General features: G+C 38.0%; 10 protein-coding genes and 1 pseudogene. 9 read left to right on the top strand and 2 right to left on the bottom strand.

Annotation, left to right across the window (positions count from 1 at the left end; all coding sequences use genetic code 11):
* Window positions 1–74: 74 nt before the first annotated feature.
* From ODU41_RS05875 to ODU41_RS05855, 5 genes and pseudogenes are all read left to right on the top strand, one after another.
* Window positions 75–755, top strand: a complete 681-nt coding sequence (locus ODU41_RS05875; protein WP_161941131.1) for an IS6-like element IS1216 family transposase — start codon at window positions 75–77, stop codon at window positions 753–755.
* Between the two features lie 303 nt (window positions 756–1,058).
* Window positions 1,059–1,712 (top strand): annotated as a pseudogene (locus ODU41_RS05870) (tyrosine-type recombinase/integrase); the annotation flags it as partial.
* Between the two features lie 123 nt (window positions 1,713–1,835).
* Entirely contained in the window at window positions 1,836–3,803 is a 1,968-nt protein-coding gene (gene optrA / locus ODU41_RS05865) for an ABC-F type ribosomal protection protein OptrA (RefSeq protein WP_398578758.1), read from the top strand.
* Window positions 3,804–4,066: 263 nt separating this feature from the next.
* Window positions 4,067–4,201: a hypothetical protein gene (locus ODU41_RS05860; protein ID WP_002415371.1), complete on the top strand. Its 135-nt coding sequence runs from the start codon at window positions 4,067–4,069 to the stop codon at window positions 4,199–4,201.
* A gap of 403 nt (window positions 4,202–4,604) precedes the next feature.
* The gene (locus ODU41_RS05855) at window positions 4,605–5,285 is read left to right on the top strand and encodes an IS6-like element IS1216 family transposase (protein ID WP_161941131.1); all 681 of its coding nucleotides are present in this window, start codon (window positions 4,605–4,607) and stop codon (window positions 5,283–5,285) included.
* A gap of 143 nt (window positions 5,286–5,428) precedes the next feature.
* On the opposite strand, the gene ODU41_RS05850 is transcribed toward ODU41_RS05855, so the two are convergent.
* Complete coding sequence (locus ODU41_RS05850) at window positions 5,429–6,274, bottom strand: nucleotidyl transferase AbiEii/AbiGii toxin family protein (RefSeq protein ID WP_398578757.1); 846 nt, start codon at window positions 6,272–6,274, stop codon at window positions 5,429–5,431.
* Window positions 6,271–6,861, bottom strand: a complete 591-nt coding sequence (locus tag ODU41_RS05845; RefSeq protein ID WP_044761347.1) for a type IV toxin-antitoxin system AbiEi family antitoxin domain-containing protein — start codon at window positions 6,859–6,861, stop codon at window positions 6,271–6,273. The genes ODU41_RS05850 and ODU41_RS05845 overlap by 4 nt, the downstream gene beginning before the upstream one ends.
* Window positions 6,862–7,031: 170 nt before the next feature.
* Between ODU41_RS05845 and ODU41_RS05840 the strand changes: the two genes are divergently transcribed.
* The 4 genes from ODU41_RS05840 to ODU41_RS05825 are packed head-to-tail and all read left to right on the top strand — an operon-like array spanning window position 7,032 to window position 18,166.
* The gene (locus ODU41_RS05840; protein ID WP_398578756.1) at window positions 7,032–11,927 is read left to right on the top strand and encodes an SspB-related isopeptide-forming adhesin; all 4,896 of its coding nucleotides are present in this window, start codon (window positions 7,032–7,034) and stop codon (window positions 11,925–11,927) included.
* Window positions 11,928–12,119 (top strand): thrombospondin type 3 repeat-containing protein, encoded by a 192-nt coding sequence (locus ODU41_RS05835; protein WP_001068450.1) that lies wholly within the window; start codon window positions 11,928–11,930, stop codon window positions 12,117–12,119.
* Complete coding sequence (locus ODU41_RS05830; protein WP_398578755.1) at window positions 12,103–12,654, top strand: hypothetical protein; 552 nt, start codon at window positions 12,103–12,105, stop codon at window positions 12,652–12,654. The genes ODU41_RS05835 and ODU41_RS05830 overlap by 17 nt, the downstream gene beginning before the upstream one ends.
* Window positions 12,655–12,703: 49 nt before the next feature.
* Window positions 12,704–18,166, top strand: coding sequence for a DEAD/DEAH box helicase family protein (locus ODU41_RS05825; protein ID WP_398578754.1), 5,463 nt, complete (start codon window positions 12,704–12,706; stop codon window positions 18,164–18,166).
* The last annotated feature ends 224 nt before the right edge of the window (window positions 18,167–18,390 follow it).

Here is an 18,390-nt window from a genome sequence, read left to right as displayed (position 1 = left end):
GGTTCTGTTGCAAAGTTTTAAATCTACTATCAAATAAGGTAGAATAATAGAAAAAGATAGCAGGAGGAATGACGATGAATCATTTTAAAGGAAAGCAATTTCAGCAGGATGTGATTATTGTAGCCGTGGGCTACTATCTTCGTTATAACCTTAGCTATCGTGAAGTTCAAGAAATCTTATATGATTGTGGCATTAACGTTTCTCATACGACGATTTATCGTTGGGTGCAAGAATATGGCAAACTACTCTATCAAATTTGGAAAAAGAAAAATAAAAAATCCTTTTATTCATGGAAAATGGATGAAACGTACATCAAAATTAAAGGAAAATGGCATTATTTGTATCGAGCCATCGATGCAGATGGTTTAACCTTGGATATTTGGTTACGTAAAAAACGGGACACACAAGCAGCCTATGCTTTTCTTAAGCGGTTAGTGAAGCAGTTTGATGAACCGAAGGTTGTAGTCACAGATAAAGCCCCCTCTATTACAAGTGCCTTTAAGAAACTAAAAGAATACGGCTTTTATCAAGGGACAGAACATCGTACCATTAAATACCTGAATAATTTGATTGAACAAGACCATCGTCCAGTAAAGAGACGCAATAAATTCTATCGAAGTTTACGCACTGCCTCTACCACGATTAAAGGTATGGAAGCCATCCGAGGATTATATAAGAAAACCCGAAAAGAAGGCACTCTCTTCGGGTTTTCGGTCTGTACTGAAATCAAGGTATTATTGGGAATCCCAGCTTAAATCATAGATACCGTAAGGGATTTTATTCTTTATTTAAAACTTTGCAACAGAACCATCTCAAGTGATAACTAAGATACAGGCTTTAATTGTTATTTACTTTAAATACATGTTCTCAAAGTGAAAGTATTGATTTAAATGATTCTTTTGTAATTTACTCTTGATAAGATCCTTTAACCATAGTATAATAAATAATAGTAGTTAAAGTAGTTTAAGAGGAGATATTAAAGAGATATTTTACTTTAAATAAAAATTAACAAGGTTTATAATTTGTAGTAGTTAAAGTATTTAAAGAGGTGGGAACATGTGAAGGTTCAAAGGATAGAAGTGGAGAATAAGCCGTATCCATTGTATTTATTACTAGATAAAGAATACCAGCTAATAGAACCAGTAATGAAATTTATTAAATACTTAGATAATACTGGTAAGTCTCCTAATACCATTAAAGCATACTGTTATCATTTAAAGTTGCTGTATGAGTTCATGGAACAGAGAGGCGTTATTCTTAATGATATTAACTTTGAGTTGTTAGCAGACTTCGTAGGTTGGTTGAGATATCCAACAGCAACAAATGTAATTGATCTTCAGTCAAAAGAAGCCATAAGAGAAGAAACGACAGTGAATACAATTTTAAATGCCGTTATGAGTTTTCTTGATTATTTAAGTAGATTAGGAGAATTTAAATCAATTGATGTATTTAAACAAGCAAAGGGAAGAAATTTCAAAGGATTTTTACATCACGTTAATAAGGGTAGATACCAAAAGAATGTCTTAAAGTTAAGGGTTAAAAAGAAACAGATAAGAACATTGACATCAGAGGAAGTTAAGCAAATTATTGATGCTTGTCATACGAAAAGAGATAAATTAATTTTAATGCTTATGTATGAGGGTGGTTTAAGAATCGGTGAAGTGTTATCGCTTAGGCTAGCCATTGCGCTAGCGACTTGGTACAATAAGGTGGCAATTGAATTATATTAATAATCGATAGGAGGGAGAAGCAAATGAAATCTACAACTAAAGTAACATTTAAAGAACTCCATGTATAGGTGGCTGTGACAAGCTTTACATGGAGTAGAATAATTATTGTCCAAAGCCACCTTTGCAATTGCTAGTACTAACGCAAAGGAGGATATGAAAATGCAATACAAAATAATTAATGGTGCCGTTTACTATGATGGTAATATGGTGTTGGAAAACATCGATATTGAAATCAATGATAATGAAAAGATTGCTATTGTTGGTAGAAATGGATGTGGAAAAACAACCTTGCTAAAAGCTATTATAGGCGAAATTGAATTAGAAGAAGGAACTGGTGAAAGTGAGTTTCAAGTAATAAAGACCGGTAACCCTTATATTAGCTATTTAAGACAGATGCCTTTTGAAGATGAAAGTAGATCAATGGTGGATGAAGTCCGTACGGTATTTAAGACGCTTATTGATATGGAAAACAAGATGAAACAGCTGATAGATAAAATGGAGAATCAATATGATGATAAAATCATCAATGAATACTCTGATATCAGTGAAAGGTATATGGCTCTTGGAGGTCTAACCTACCAAAAAGAATATGAAACGATGATTCGTAGTATGGGTTTTACTGAAGCAGATGATAAAAAACCCATTTCTGAATTTTCAGGTGGTCAGCGAACTAAGATAGCTTTTATAAAAATACTTTTAACAAAGCCAGACATTCTATTACTTGATGAACCTACTAACCACCTTGATATAGAAACAATACAATGGTTGGAGAGTTATTTGAGAAGTTATAAATCTACATTGGTTATTATTTCCCATGATAGAATGTTTCTTAATCGAATTGTGGATAAGGTTTATGAAATCGAATGGGGAAAGACCAAATGTTATAAAGGTAATTATTCAGCCTTTGAGGAGCAAAAACGAGAAAATCATATCAAACAGCAAAAAGATTACGACTTGCAACAGATAGAAATTGAAAGGATTACACGCTTGATTGAACGTTTTCGTTATAAACCTACGAAAGCTAAAATGGTGCAATCTAAAATTAAATTATTACAGCGTATGCAAATATTAAATGCACCAGACCAATACGATACAAAAACTTATATGTCTAAATTTCAACCGAGAATCAGTAGTTCAAGGCAAGTATTAAGTGCTTCAGAACTTGTGATAGGCTATGATACTCCTCTTGCAAAGGTTAATTTCAACCTTGAAAGGGGACAGAAGCTTGGAATTGTTGGGAGTAATGGTATTGGTAAATCCACGTTGCTTAAAACACTTATGGGTGGTGTGGCAGCATTGTCTGGAGATTTTAAATTCGGATACAATGTTGAAATTAGCTATTTTGACCAACAGCTTGCTCAAATCAGTGGAGATGATACACTATTCGAAATTTTTCAAAGCGAATACCCTGAGCTAAATGACACAGAGGTCAGAACTGCTCTTGGCTCATTTCAGTTTAGTGGAGATGATGTTTTTAGACCGGTGTCCTCTTTGTCAGGTGGAGAAAAGGTTAGATTGACATTATGTAAATTATTATATAAACGTCCTAATGTTTTAATCTTAGATGAACCGACAAACCACATGGATATTATTGGAAAAGAGAATTTAGAGAATATCTTATGCAGTTATCAAGGTACAATTATTTTTGTGTCACATGATAGATATTTTACTAATAAGATTGCTGACAGATTACTTGTTTTTGATAAGGATGGTGTAGAGTTTGTACAATCTACTTATGGTGAGTACGAGAAAAAAAGGATGAATTCTGAAAAGCCATTTAATAACATTAAAGTTGAGCAGAAAGTAGAGAAAAATAACACAGTAAAAGGCGATCGTAACTCCATTGAGAAGGAGAAGGTTAAGAAGGAGAAACGAATTGAAAAGCTTGAAGTGTTAATAAATCAATATGATGAAGAATTAGAAAGATTGAATAAAATCATTTCTGAACCAAACAATTCTTCTGATTATATAGTACTGACGGAAATACAAAAATCAATTGATGATGTTAAAAGGTGTCAGGGTAATTATTTTAATGAATGGGAACAGTTGATGAGAGAATTGGAAGTTATGTAATTTTTGAGTTATGCAATAAGGATGTAAAAGTGTTAATGATACATTCTGGTTGTTGAAAATGTAAAAAAATTAATGAATTTTTATTAGATATAATCGCTATGTGAAGACCTTTTGAGTTTGCCGCATAGCGGTTTTTATTATCTATACTTTGGAATTGTCAAGAAAAGTGTAGTCGTATAAACTCACTAAATTTCCTTTGATTGTTATGCTGCCAGAAGTTGTTCTTCCAGTAGCCCTCTGTATATAACAGGAGGATTGAGCAGGTGGTTTCTGTCGTTGCAGAACCAGATTCTAAATATGGGACTGAAGTATTTGATGAATATGTCATAAGTAAAGAATTTGAAAATGTTCAAGAGGTTATGACGTCTCAAATACAGCAGAAAGGAAGGTTAAGATAAGAGAAACTGAAGTTCAACAATAGTATTTAGATATAGGGTGATAAATCAGATTATATTGTGATTTGTAGAATTGCTTGCCTTGGTGCTAAATAGGTATGGTAATAATGTACTAATCGATTGTTTTGTAGTAAAAAAGCAACAGATAATTAGGATATTTTTCTTGTATTGTTCGTTAAAAAGAGCCAAACGAAGTATATTTTCTCATAGAAGTTGAACATAGTAGACTGATTATTGCCACTGTAAAAAATGAGGAATGTATCCTGTGTTACAGTTATTCCATTAATGAGAGATGAGGATAAAGATAGATTTGTACAGGGAATTGAGAAATTGGTTCTGTTGCAAAGTTTTAAATCTACTATCAAATAAGGTAGAATAATAGAAAAAGATAGCAGGAGGAATGACGATGAATCATTTTAAAGGAAAGCAATTTCAGCAGGATGTGATTATTGTAGCCGTGGGCTACTATCTTCGTTATAACCTTAGCTATCGTGAAGTTCAAGAAATCTTATATGATTGTGGCATTAACGTTTCTCATACGACGATTTATCGTTGGGTGCAAGAATATGGCAAACTACTCTATCAAATTTGGAAAAAGAAAAATAAAAAATCCTTTTATTCATGGAAAATGGATGAAACGTACATCAAAATTAAAGGAAAATGGCATTATTTGTATCGAGCCATCGATGCAGATGGTTTAACCTTGGATATTTGGTTACGTAAAAAACGGGACACACAAGCAGCCTATGCTTTTCTTAAGCGGTTAGTGAAGCAGTTTGATGAACCGAAGGTTGTAGTCACAGATAAAGCCCCCTCTATTACAAGTGCCTTTAAGAAACTAAAAGAATACGGCTTTTATCAAGGGACAGAACATCGTACCATTAAATACCTGAATAATTTGATTGAACAAGACCATCGTCCAGTAAAGAGACGCAATAAATTCTATCGAAGTTTACGCACTGCCTCTACCACGATTAAAGGTATGGAAGCCATCCGAGGATTATATAAGAAAACCCGAAAAGAAGGCACTCTCTTCGGGTTTTCGGTCTGTACTGAAATCAAGGTATTATTGGGAATCCCAGCTTAAATCATAGATACCGTAAGGGATTTTATTCTTTATTTAAAACTTTGCAACAGAACCTAAAAAAGGATATGCTAACAATAACTTGATTAGTTAGCATATCTTTTTTATTTTTTTGTCACGATTACCTAGTGGGGCAGATAAAAGTTTTAATCTAAGTCTGTAGAAATAATAATTGTAATAAGACTAATCATCTCATCAAGAACATCTGCAAGTGAAATCCCCTTTGTATAGCTATATTTTTTTGAATAATTTTGCCATTGTTTATTCTGAATAGGGTCAGATTTGAACCTTTCGAGTAGTTCAATAATCTTTTCAAAATCGAGTTCTGTTTCGCGATATGAAAATGTTCTCTGACAGGCATTTTTCAATTGAATGAAGTCAATGTCTTCTTTCTTCAGTTTTGAAAGAATATAAACATCGTAAAAATCTTTGCTTCTGCTGTTCAAGAAGTTGCGTGAATAGATGGTTTGAAGTTTTTCAGCTAGAATTGTTTCAATTGTATAAGCAATGATTGGAAAATTGTCTTCATCAAAAATAGCTTTATAGTTGTATGTAATCGGCTGAGGAGTTACAACATCACCTGTCGCAATATCCAAATGGATAACTTGTTTAATATTCTCAAGTTGGCACAAAATGGTTGCACGATAGCCACCATAGTCATCACTTTCTTTTATAGCTGTGATAGATTGAATTGTGAAAGAAATACCTTTTTCAGAATCTGCTAAAACTTCTTCAATTTGCTGTTTAACAGTTTCTTCTGAGAGTGTTATTTGATGGAATAAAAAGTCAATATCAACAGTGCTACGAGATTCAACTCCGATGACATTCGACAGTAGGAATCCTCCTTTGAAGATATAGTGATTTGAATAAGAACTTTGACTTAATTTTTTCAAAATGACTTCTAGGAAGTAATAGGTCATCACGGAATTAAAGGTTAAACCAGTATTCTTTGATATTTTATGACAGAGTGCTGTTAGCTTAGCTTTATTCATACTAGGACCTCCAGAGTTTGTTTGACCTTGTCCAAGGTGTTCATTTTTGTCGCATATTCATAGAGTTTTGTAAGATTTTTTTTAGAATAGTTTCCGTAATGTTGAAGTGTTTTGACAAAAAGCTCAGTATCTATTTTTTCTCGATGAATCACAAAATCACAGATAATACGTTCTAAATCATACACTCTTACCTCGTTTCCCATAGGGGTTTTTACAAGTGTAATTCCTAGTTCGCTATATTCCTTAGAAACGGAATGAATGTTCAGATTTGCTGGAGGAGTATTAAAACGGTAGCCTCTAGGAATGGTTACGTCAAAATATTGAGGAATTTCATCTGTAAATTGTTGCAGGTAAAGCGCTGAGATATAAGAGAAAATAGCCTTGGGATAACGGTACTGAAAGAAGTAGTATTCGTCGTAGTCTCCATTCTGGGTTAGGAAAATTCCTTTTTCGACGCGGTATAGAATCCCTTCTTTTTCTAGTCTTGTCAAATATATTGTTGGAATCTTTAGAACTTTACAATCTTTATAGGTGATAATGCCATTGTGGTTTTCTATAAATTCAAGTAGAATCTCTTTTTTTGACATACTTACTCCTTCCAATGTTGCTTTTATACTACAATTTTACAATATTTGTAGTGCAAAAGCAACATTTCTTTTCCCTCAATTTATTGTGATAACAAAATCAAGCCTTCTTTTTTATTATGAGGAAAGAGTGACAGTTTGTTGCTACATAAAAAAGAAAAGAAGGACTATTTATGACCAAAACATGTAATCATCACTTTCTTGTCAATCAGGAAAAAGGCGAGAAACACGTCTTTCGTAAGAGTAAAAAATACCGTACTCTATGTTCGGTTGCCCTTGGAACGATGGTGACTGCCGTTGTTGCTTGGGGAGGAACGGTTGCACATGCTGATGAAGTTACATCAACAGTTGACACCATCATCCAACGAACGGAGAATCCGGCCACGAATTTACCAGAAGCACAGCCAACCCCTGTTTCTGAACAAACTGAAAGTTTAGCGTTAACTGGACAATCTAATGGAGCGATTGCTGTCATCGTACCACATGATACGGTAACACAAGCAGTTGAAGAAGCAAAGGCTGAAGGTGTTTCTACGGTTGAAGATAGTCCAATGGACTTGGGAAATACAAGATCTGCGGCAGAGACCAACCAACAAATTTCAAAAGCTGAAGCAGATGCCCAAAACCAAGTTGAGGCTATCAATGAAGTTACTGAAACCTACAAAGCTGACAAAGCGACATACGAATCGAATAAAGCACGCATTGAACAGGAAAATAAGGTACTGTCACAGGCCTACGAAGAGGCCAACCAAACTGGTAAAGAGACAAATGCTTGGGTTGATTCTAAAGTCAATGACCTAAAAACTCGGTATGCAGATGCTGATGTGACAGTAAAAGAACAAGTAGTTTCGTCAGGAAACGGGACATCTGTCCTTGACTATACAAACTATGGCAAGGCTGTTGAACCCATTCAATCAACTAACGAACAAGCTTTAGCGGATTATCTAACAAAGAAAACCAAGGCAGATGATATTGTTGCGAAAAATCAGGTCATTCAAAAAGAAAATGAGGCTGGACTTGCTAAGGCAAAGGCAGATAATGAAGCCATTGAAAGGCGTAATCAGGCAGGTCAAGCAGCTGTTGATGCTGAAAACCGTGTAGGTCAAGCCGCAGTAGATCAAGCGAATCAGGAGAAACAACAATTAGTTTCAAATCGTGCAGCCGAGATTGAAGCCATTACTAAACGAAATAAAGAAAAAGAAGCCTCAGCCAGAAAAGAGAATGAAGCGATTGATGTCTACAATGCCAAAGAAATGGAACGCTATCAACGTGACTTGGCCGAGATTTCAAAAGGTGAAGAAGGTTATATTTCTGAAGCCCTTGCTCAAGCCCTCAATCTCAATAACGGTGAGCCACAAGCACAACATGGAGCCATTACCCGAAATCCTAATCAAATCATTTCAACTGGTGATGCTATGCTGGGTGGCTACTCAAGAATATTGGATTCAACAGGATTCTTTGTCTATGATAGCTTCAAAACAGGTGAGACTCTTAGTTTTAGCTATCAAAATCTTCAAAATGCACGATTTGATGGTAAAAAGATTAGTCGAGTGACTTACGATATTACCAACCTTGTATCACCAGTGGGAACCGATGCCGTGAAATTGGTTGTGCCAAATGATCCTACCGAAGGCTTCATTGCCTATCGAAATGACGGAAATGGTGACTGGCGAACAGACAAGATGGAGTTTCGTGTAGTTGCTAAGTATTTCTTGGAAGACGGAACGCAGGTCACCTTTTCTAAGGAGAAACCAGGAGTCTTCACGCATTCTTCCCTCAATCATAATGACATTGGTTTAGAATATGTTAAAGATTCATCTGGGAAATTTGTGCCGATTAATGGTTCAACCGTTCAAGTGACTAATGAAGGTCTAGCACGTTCTTTGGGTTCCAACCGTGCAAGTGATTTGAATTTACCTGAGGAATGGGATACCACATCAAGTCGTTATGCTTATAAAGGAGCTATTGTCTCAACAGTTACATCAGGAAATACCTACACAGTAACCTTTGGCCAAGGCGATATGCCACAGAATGTTGGATTGTCTTACTGGTTTGCCTTAAATACCCTACCAGTTGCACGTACAGTGACACCTTATAGTCCCAAACCTCATGTAGCGGTGGAACTTGAACCCGTTCCAGAACCTATTACGGTAACACCAGATGTCTTTACTCCAAAAACCTTTACACCTGAAAAGCCTGTGACCTTCACGCCAAAGCCTTTGGAAGAAGTAGTGCAGCCTAGTCTAACTTTGACCAAGGTAAACTTACCTGTTAAACCTATTCCAAAAGAACTTCCAACGCCACCACAAGTTCCGACTGTCCATTATCATGCGTACCGTTTGACGACAACTCCAGAGATTATGAAAGAAGTAGTCAATAGTGACCAAGCTAATCTTCATGAGAAAACTGTCGCAAAAGATTCAACGGTGATTTATCCCTTAACAGTTGATGCCTTATCGCCCAATCGTGCCCAAACGACTAGTCTCATTTTTGAGGACTACTTGCCTGCTGGTTACCTATTTGATAAGGAAACAACACAAAAAGAGAATGGAAACTATGTCCTTAGCTTTGATGCGACTAAGAATTTTGTGACCTTAACCGCAAAGGAAAACTTGTTGCAGGAGGTAAATAAAGATTTAACCAAGGTTTATCAACTGAACGCCCCAAAACTCTATGGTTCTGTTCAAAATGATGGGGCAACCTATTCCAATAGTTACAAACTCCTTTTGAACAAGGGCACAACAAATGCTTACACAGTCACTTCAAATGTTGTAACGGTTCGTACACCAGGTGATGGGGAGACAACCACACTCATTACACCAGATAAAAACAATGAAAATGCGGATAGTGTCCTCATTAATGACACGGTCGTAGCCCTTGGCACAACCAACCACTATCGTTTGACTTGGGATTTGGACCAGTATAAGGGAGATCGTTCTGCTAAAGAGACAATTGCACGAGGCTTCTTCTTTGTGGACGATTACCCAGAGGAAGTGCTTGATGTGGTGGAAAATGGGACGGCTGTTACAACCCTTGACGGTCAGAAGGTATCAGGAATTACGGTTAAAAACTATGCTTCCCTAAATGAAGCCCCTAAAGACCTTCAAGATAAATTGGCTCGTGCTAAGATTACACCGACAGGTGCCTTTCAAGTCTTTTTGCCGGATGACAACCAAGCCTTTTATGACCAGTATGTTCAAACAGGAACTTCTTTAGCTCTTTTGACCAAAATGACGGTGAAAGATAGTCTCTATGGTCAAACTAAGACCTATACAAACAAGTCTTATCAAGTTGATTTTGGAAATGGCTATGAAACCAAGGAAGTGACCAACACCCTTGTTTCTCCAGAACCCAAGAAACAGAACCTCAATAAAGACAAAGTGGATATCAATGGGAAGCCCATGCTAGTGGGAAGTCAAAATTACTATACTCTCTCATGGGACTTGGACCAATACCGAGGGATTAAAGCAGACAACTCTCAGATTGCACAAGGTTTTTACTTTGTGGATGATTGTCCAGAAGAAGCTTTATTGCCGGATGAAGCAGCTATTCAGTTTATCACATCTGATGGCAAAACAGTTTCAGGAATCACGGTGAAGGCTTATTCTCAATTATCAGAAGCTCCTAAAATGCTACAAGCAGCCCTTTCGAAACAAAAAATTCAGCCTAAAGGAGCTTTTCAAGTTTTCATGCCTGAGGACCCACAAGCCTTTTTTGAATCTTATGTGACCAAGGGGGAGAATATTACCATTGTCACTCCGATGACGGTTTTGGAAACCATGCTTAATTCAGGAAAGTCTTATGAAAACGTGGCTTATCAGGTGGACTTTGGGCAAGCCTATGAAACCAACACGGTGACCAATTTTGTCCCTAAAGTAACTCCACATAAGTCTAATACCAACCAAGAAGGTATTTCAATTGATGGAAAGACTGTTCTTCCGAATACGGTCAATTATTACAAAATTGTCTTGGATTACAGTCAATACAAGGACATGGTCGTGACGGATGATGTTCTTGCCAAGGGATTTTACATGGTAGACGATTACCCAGAAGAAGCCCTTACCCTAATTCCTGATGGCATTCAAGTTTTGGATAAGGATGGCAATCGTGTATCTGGTATCTCCGTCAGCACCTACGCTAGTTTGTCAGAAGCTCCGAAAGTCGTCCAAGATGCCATGGCTAAACGTCAGTTTACACCTAAAGGAGCCATTCAAGTTCTTAGTAGCGATGATCCAAAAGCCTATTATGATACCTATGTGAAGACTGGTCAAACCTTAGTTGTCACGCTTCCGATGACGGTAAAAAATGAGTTGACCAAAACAGGTGGTCAGTATGAAAATACAGCCTATCAGATTGATTTTGGCTTGGCCTATGTCACGGAAACAGTGGTCAATAATGTTCCCAAACTAGACCCACAAAAAGATGTGGTGATTGACTTGTCTCATAAGGATGAGAGCCTTGACGGGAAAGAAGTGGCCTTGCATCAAACCTTTAACTATCGCTTGGTTGGAGCGATGATTCCAAGCAATCGTGCGACTGATTTATTTGAATATGGTTTTGAAGATAACTATGATGAAAAGCATGATGAGTATAATGGTGTTTATCGCAGCTATCTGATGACGGATATCATCCTCAAAGACGGTTCTGTCTTAAAAGAAGGAACGGAAGTCACGAAATATACCTTGCAGCAGGTAGATACAGAAAATGGCCTTGTGTCAATTTCATTTGATAAATCCTTCTTAGAGACTATCTCTGATGATTCAGCCTTTCAGGCAGATGTTTACCTTCAGATGAAACGGATTGCGGCTGGTCAGGTGGAGAATACCTATCTCCATACAGTGAATGGCTATGTCATCAGTTCAAATACAGTTGTAACACATACACCTCAACCTGAAGAACCAAGTCCAAATCAACCCACTCCACCTCAACCACCGATTGAGTCTCTTGAACCGCCTGTTCCAGCAAGCGTCTTGCCAAATACAGGCGAACAGGAATCCCTTTTGGGCTTGATTGGAGCTGGTATTCTGCTTGGTACGGCTTTTGGACTGAAGAAAAAGGAGGAGAAGTAGATGAATCCAAAAACCATTTATGAAATGGATTCAGACCAAGATGGTTTGACAGACGCTCAGGAACTGGCTCTTGGGACCAATCCATACGCTATTGACACAGATGGTGATGGTCAAGCTGATTTAGAAGAACTACAATCAGGACATTCACCACTAGTCCTACAAAAGGAGTTGTGTGATGGCTTGGAACTTTGACACCATGAAAGAGACTTTGTCTGAAATGGAAAAGGTCAATTACCAAGAGTTTATCAAGGCCTTTCTCTCATTGGAATTAAGTATTTCTGATAGAACAATCCTCAATCAAGTATACCAAGATTATATGGATGAGGATGACCTATCCTTGATTAGTGATGAGCTACGAGTTAAAGTTGATAGTTATCAGGATGAAGTACAGGCAGATATGACTGACATTCTGGAAAAGTTGTACCGAACAGGTGAAGGCTCTAATTTTATTATGGATTTAATGTCCTCAAATAGTCTTTCAGACACCTTGGAACAGTATGAGATTTTGGATAGTGACGATTATTCACCACTTAGCCTTGAAACCTTACAGGCCATGATTCAACAGGACTTGGCTATTTCTAGTCAGGATTATTTTGGAGATTTGGTTCACCTTGCCTTGCAAAAAGATTTACTAGACCAGAAAAGTCATTTCTTACAACACTATGTGGCAACTGTAATGGATGGTATTCCACAAGAAAGAGACCAACGAGCCTTGGTCCTAGATTAACACAAAGGGCTGAGAAACACTCTCAGCCTTTTTAAAATGGGAGGGAATAATGAATCAAGAAGTCTTACTACAAATGATGAGAGCAACCATTCCTCGTGATAGAGCCCTGCTTGAGGCATTTTTATATTACCAAGCAGAGCATTTTGATGAGGAGTGGGATAGTCTTATTCGTCAGTTTATGACCAATAGGCAAGAAATAAATAAATCTGTTCAAGTACTTCACTTTGAGACAGATGTTTCAGCTTTTGTCCAGGCTAGTCCTTATGATACTGCTCATGATCTATTGACCTATACACAAGTTTTCGGACAAACTGGTCTCCAAAAACTCGACAAACTATCGCCGTCTGAAAAAGCCTTGGTGATTGAAGTGGCCTTGTTCAATCTGGCCACTCGTTTTCAATTATTGGATTCCAATGGACACTACCAAACTATTTCACCAGATTCACTCTTACAAAAGAGTAGGGGAGCTAATTTGGTCAATGTGTATCGTGTGGCTAATAATTTAGCGGATCGGATTAGCCGAGATATTGAGCAGTTTCTCTTGACTTACGAGCCTGAGCTTGAAACAAGAGCTGATGAAACTGTTCTAGAAAATGAAAAAACTGTTGATGAGCACAAAGTGAGTAGTAATCAAGCTATATCATTTAGAGAAGAGGGATCGCTAATTATTGCTAGTTTGGATGTAGATTTGTCTCAACTGAATGTTCAAACAGGAAAAACAAGTCATCTGCCAGCTTATGAAGAGTTGTCATTACGACGTAAATTTGAGATTCTAACATATTTTGACCAAATTCGAAATGAACGTTCCAAAGTCCCAAGTTTTAGACGAGGTGATTTTGATACTGAGATGGAAATGACACCAGTTTTTGATGGAGAGGAGTTACTCGCCTATCTAGAGGCTGATGGCAGTCCCTATGAGTTGAAAAGAACATTGACTACAATCGAAGAAAAGGAATTAGAAAAAATTGGACAAGTCATTAGGATAGAAAATCAAGAAAAATTGACTCAGCTAGGGATTGAACTATCTCAGTTTGAATCAGACCAAGTCGATATTTTATTGGATGCGGCAGGTCGTTTTCGTTTAAAAAATGCTGACCTTGCTATATTAGGTGGTTATCCCAAAGCCTCGGTAACTCAACTAGCCCTTGCGACAGAACTACTCCAAATGGGACTAAGTCATGAAAAGGTTGAATTTTTCTTTGGTAGTCAGCTTTCCCTTGGAGAGTTGCGACAAGTTGCCTACGCCTTTTTACACCAAGAACTCAGCAGAGAAGATGCGGAGCAATTTGAAAAAAATAAAGGTAATCAGTCAGATTTAACCCTCAGAGATTGGAAGAGCAAGCTAGTGAAAGCTGAGAGAAAAGAAGTAGTTGATGAAGAATTTGCGGAAAATCCACTGGTTCAGAGAGTATTGGACACTTATCCTCTGGGGTCATTGGTTTCCTATAAGGGACAGGACTTTGAGGTCGTGTCGGTCAGCGATGCTCGATTGAACGGTTTGATTCGGATTGAGTTAGTCAATGACTTTTCGGATATCATTGAACAAAATCCAGTTCTTTATTTGAGGACCTGGGAAGAAGTCAGTCAGTCACTTCATCAGCCAAAGGCAGAACCACAAACAGAGTTAGAAGAAGCGGACCAAGGATTAAACCTATTCTCATTTCTGGAAGAGGAGCCAGTTCAGAGTATTGGACTATTGGAACCAGATAGTTCAGAAATAGGTCATAACGATACTGATCTTGAAGAATCAGATAGTCAAATTCCTGAAGAGGTAGTAGTCGAAACAATTCCAGAGATTCCAGTAATGGACTTTTATTTTCCAGAAGATATGACGGACTTTTATCCAAAGACTGCTAGAGATAAGGTTGAGACAAACATTGCGGCTATTCGTTTGGTAAAAAATCTAGAAGTAGAGCACCGCAATGCTTTACCAAGTGAACAAGAACTCCTTGCCAAGTATGTAGGCTGGGGTGGACTAGCCAATGAATTTTTTGATGACTATAATCCAAAATTTTCTAAGGAACTAGAAGAATTGAAAAGTCTAGTCACTGATAAAGAGTATTCGGATATGAAACAGTCTTCTCTGACAGCCTATTATACAGACCCTGCCCTTATCCGTCAGATGTGGGTTAAGTTGGAAAGAGATGGTTTTAAAGGTGGCAAAATCCTAGATCCTTCCATGGGAACAGGGAATTTTTTTGCAGCAATGCCCAAACACTTAAGAGAAAAGAGTGAGTTATATGGTGTGGAATTAGATACTATTACAGGAGCTATTGCCAAACACCTTCATCCCAATAGTCACATTGAAATTAAGGGCTTTGAGACGGTGGCTTTTAACGACAATAGTTTTGATTTGTTGATTTCAAATGTGCCCTTTGCCAATATACGAATTGCGGATAACAGGTACGATAGGCCTTACATGATTCATGACTACTTTGTCAAAAAGTCACTTGATTTGGTCCATGATGGTGGACAAGTAGCGATTATCTCTTCCACAGGAACTATGGATAAGCGAACAGAAAATATTTTACAAGATATTCGTGAGACAACTGAATTTCTTGGTGGGGTTCGACTGCCTGATTCTGCCTTTAAGGCCATTGCAGGAACGAGTGTCACAACGGATATGTTATTCTTCCAGAAACACTTAGACAAGGGATATGTGGCAGACGACTTAGCCTTTTCAGGTTCCATTCGTTATGAGAAGGATAGTCGCATTTGGCTCAATCCTTACTTTGATGGGGAATACAATAGCCAAGTGCTAGGAACCTACGAGGTCAGAAATTTTAACGGAGGAACACTTTCTGTTAAGGGGACTAGTGATGACTTGATTGCAAGTGTCCAAACTGCACTACATCACGTTAAGGCTCCAAGAGAGATTGATAGAAATGAGGTCATCATTAATCCAAATGTGTTGACCAAACAAGTCATTGATACTTCCATTCCAGTTGAAATGAGGGAGAATCTGGGTCAGTACAGTTTTGGTTACCAGGGTGCTACGGTCTACTATCGAGATAATAAAGGCATTCGAGTCGGAACCAAGACGGAAGAAATCAGTTACTATGTCGATGAAGAGGGCAACTTCAAAGCATGGGACACCAAACATTCTCAAAAACAGATTGATAGATTTAATAGCTTAGAAGTTACAGATAGCAGTGCTCTGGATGTCTATGTGACCGATGATGCAGCTAAACGCGGACAATTTAAGGGGTATTATAAAAAGACAGTTTTCTATGAAGCTCCTTTGTCTGATAAAGAAGTGGCACGAATCAAAGGAATGGTGGACATTCGAAATGCTTACCAAGAGGTCATTGCCATTCAACGCCATTATGACTATGATAAGAAGACCTTTAACCACTTGTTAGGCAAACTCAATCGTACCTATAATAGCTTTGTCAAACACTATGGGTATTTGAACAGTGCAGTGAACCGTAATCTTTTTGATAGTGATGATAAGTATTCGCTTCTTGCTAGTTTGGAAGATGAACGTCTGGATCCAAGTGGAAAGTCTGTTATCTATACTAAATCCCTTGCTTTTGAGAAGGCTTTAGTGCGTCCTGAAAAAGAGGTTAAAAAGGTACATACTGCCCTTGATGCCTTAAATTCGAGCTTGGCTGACGGACGTGGTGTTGATTTCGATTATATGATGTCTATCTATCAGGTTGAATCGAAGATGACCTTGATTGAGGAATTAGGCGACCTCATTATGCCTGATCCTGAGAAGTATTTGAATGGAGAATTGACCTATGTTTCTCGCCAAGACTTTCTGTCAGGGGATGTCGTTACCAAGTTAGAAGTGGTGGACCTATTTGTCAAACAAGACAATCAGGACTTTAACTGGTCGCATTATGCAGGGTTACTTGAGACGGTCAAACCAGCACGTATTACTTTAGCAGACATTGATTATCGAATCGGTTCACGCTGGATTCCTTTGTCTATTTACGGAAAATTTGCCCAAGAAACCTTTATGGGGAAAGCCTATGAATTGTCAGACCAAGAAGTAGCAACAGTCCTTGAAGTCAGTCCCATTGACGGGGTTATCACTTACCAATCTAAGTTTGCCTACACCTATTCCAACGTAACGGATAGGAGTTTAGGTGTCCCTGCTTCACGCTATGATAGTGGTCGAAAAATCTTTGAAAACCTCCTGAATTCCAATCAACCAACGATCACAAAACAAGTTGTTGAAGGGGATAAGAAAAAGAATGTGACGGATGTGGAGAAAACAACAGTCCTGCGTGCCAAGGAAACACACCTACAAGAACTCTTTCAAGGTTTTGTAGCAAGGTATCCAGAAGTCCAACAGATGATTGAAGACACCTATAATAGGCTCTACAATCGTACGGTATCAAAGACCTATGACGGTAGCCATTTAACCATTGATGGACTTGCTCAGAATATTTCATTACGGCCTCACCAAAAGAATGCCATTCAACGGATTGTCGAGGAAAAACGTGCCCTACTAGCTCATGAAGTTGGTTCAGGTAAAACACTTACCATGCTTGGGGCAGGATTCAAACTGAAAGAACTCGGAATGGTACATAAACCTCTCTATGTGGTTCCTTCTAGTTTGACTGCTCAGTTTGGTCAAGAAATCATGAAATTTTTCCCAACCAAAAAAGTCTATGTGACCACTAAGAAAGACTTTGCCAAAGCCAAACGCAAACAGTTTGTATCACGTATTATCACAGGGGATTATGATGCTATTGTCATTGGGGATTCACAATTTGAGAAAATACCGATGAGCCGAGAGAAGCAGGTTACCTATATCAATGACAAGCTGGAGCAACTCAGAGAAATCAAGCTAGGAAGTGATTCTGATTATACGGTCAAAGAAGCAGAGCGTTCAATCAAGGGACTAGAGCACCAGTTGGAAGAACTCCAAAAACTGGAACGAGATACCTTTATCGAATTTGAAAACCTTGGCATTGATTTTCTTTTTGTGGATGAAGCTCATCACTTCAAGAATATCCGTCCAATCACAGGACTTGGCAATGTCGCTGGCATTACCAATACCACTTCTAAAAAGAACGTGGATATGGAGATGAAGGTGAGACAAGTTCAGGCAGAGCATGGAGATAGAAATGTCGTTTTTGCGACAGGAACACCAGTTTCTAACTCTATTAGTGAACTTTTCACCATGATGAATTACATTCAACCTGATGTTTTAGAGCGATACCAGGTATCTAATTTTGATTCCTGGGTTGGGGCTTTTGGGAATATTGAAAACTCTATGGAACTAGCACCGACAGGGGATAAATACCAACCCAAGAAACGCTTTAAGAAGTTTGTGAACCTGCCTGAACTCATGCGGATTTATAAGGAAACTGCCGATATTCAGACCTCAGATATGCTTGATTTACCTGTTCCTGAAGCTAAAGTCATTGCGGTAGAGAGTGAACTCACAGAAGCTCAGAAATACTACCTTGAAGAGTTGGTTGACCGTTCAGACGCTATCAAGTCAGGCAGCGTTGATCCAAGTAGAGATAATATGTTAAAGATAGTGCGCTGTTAAGCGTAAAAATGTATCTCCCTCACAGAGGGATATTATTGAAAGTAAATAATAGGAACAACTAACTAACCTAGCGGGGAAACCCAAAGGGGACAATAGCATGTTAGTAAAGCGGATAAGGAGCGAGTTACAACGCTTTGATGTGCCGCAAGTTCCGTAACCTATGGTTAAGGCTAAACTGCTTGAACCTCAATTCTGACTAGGTGCAAAGCATCGCCCATCGGAAA

The sequence above is a fragment of the Streptococcus sp. 2022WUSS083 genome (genome assembly GCF_044427155.1).
Taxonomy (GTDB): Bacteria; Bacillota; Bacilli; order Lactobacillales; family Streptococcaceae; genus Streptococcus; species Streptococcus hashimotonensis.
Note: the sequence above shows the minus strand (reverse complement) of the source record. Positions and strands in the feature narration are given on the sequence as shown.

Excerpts from the sequence above, each read along its gene's own strand:
- ODU41_RS05855 (WP_161941131.1), top strand. The coding sequence starts at position 4,605 with ATGAATCATTTTAAAGGAAAGCAATTTCAGCAGGATGTGATTATTGTA.
- ODU41_RS05845 (WP_044761347.1), bottom strand. The coding sequence starts at position 6,861 with ATGTCAAAAAAAGAGATTCTACTTGAATTTATAGAAAACCACAATGGC.
- ODU41_RS05835 (WP_001068450.1), top strand. The coding sequence starts at position 11,928 with ATGAATCCAAAAACCATTTATGAAATGGATTCAGACCAAGATGGTTTG.
- ODU41_RS05825 (WP_398578754.1), top strand. The coding sequence starts at position 12,704 with ATGAATCAAGAAGTCTTACTACAAATGATGAGAGCAACCATTCCTCGT.
- ODU41_RS05840 (WP_398578756.1), top strand. The coding sequence starts at position 7,032 with ATGACCAAAACATGTAATCATCACTTTCTTGTCAATCAGGAAAAAGGC.
- ODU41_RS05850 (WP_398578757.1), bottom strand. The coding sequence starts at position 6,274 with ATGAATAAAGCTAAGCTAACAGCACTCTGTCATAAAATATCAAAGAAT.
- ODU41_RS05875 (WP_161941131.1), top strand. The coding sequence starts at position 75 with ATGAATCATTTTAAAGGAAAGCAATTTCAGCAGGATGTGATTATTGTA.
- ODU41_RS05830 (WP_398578755.1), top strand. The coding sequence starts at position 12,103 with ATGGCTTGGAACTTTGACACCATGAAAGAGACTTTGTCTGAAATGGAA.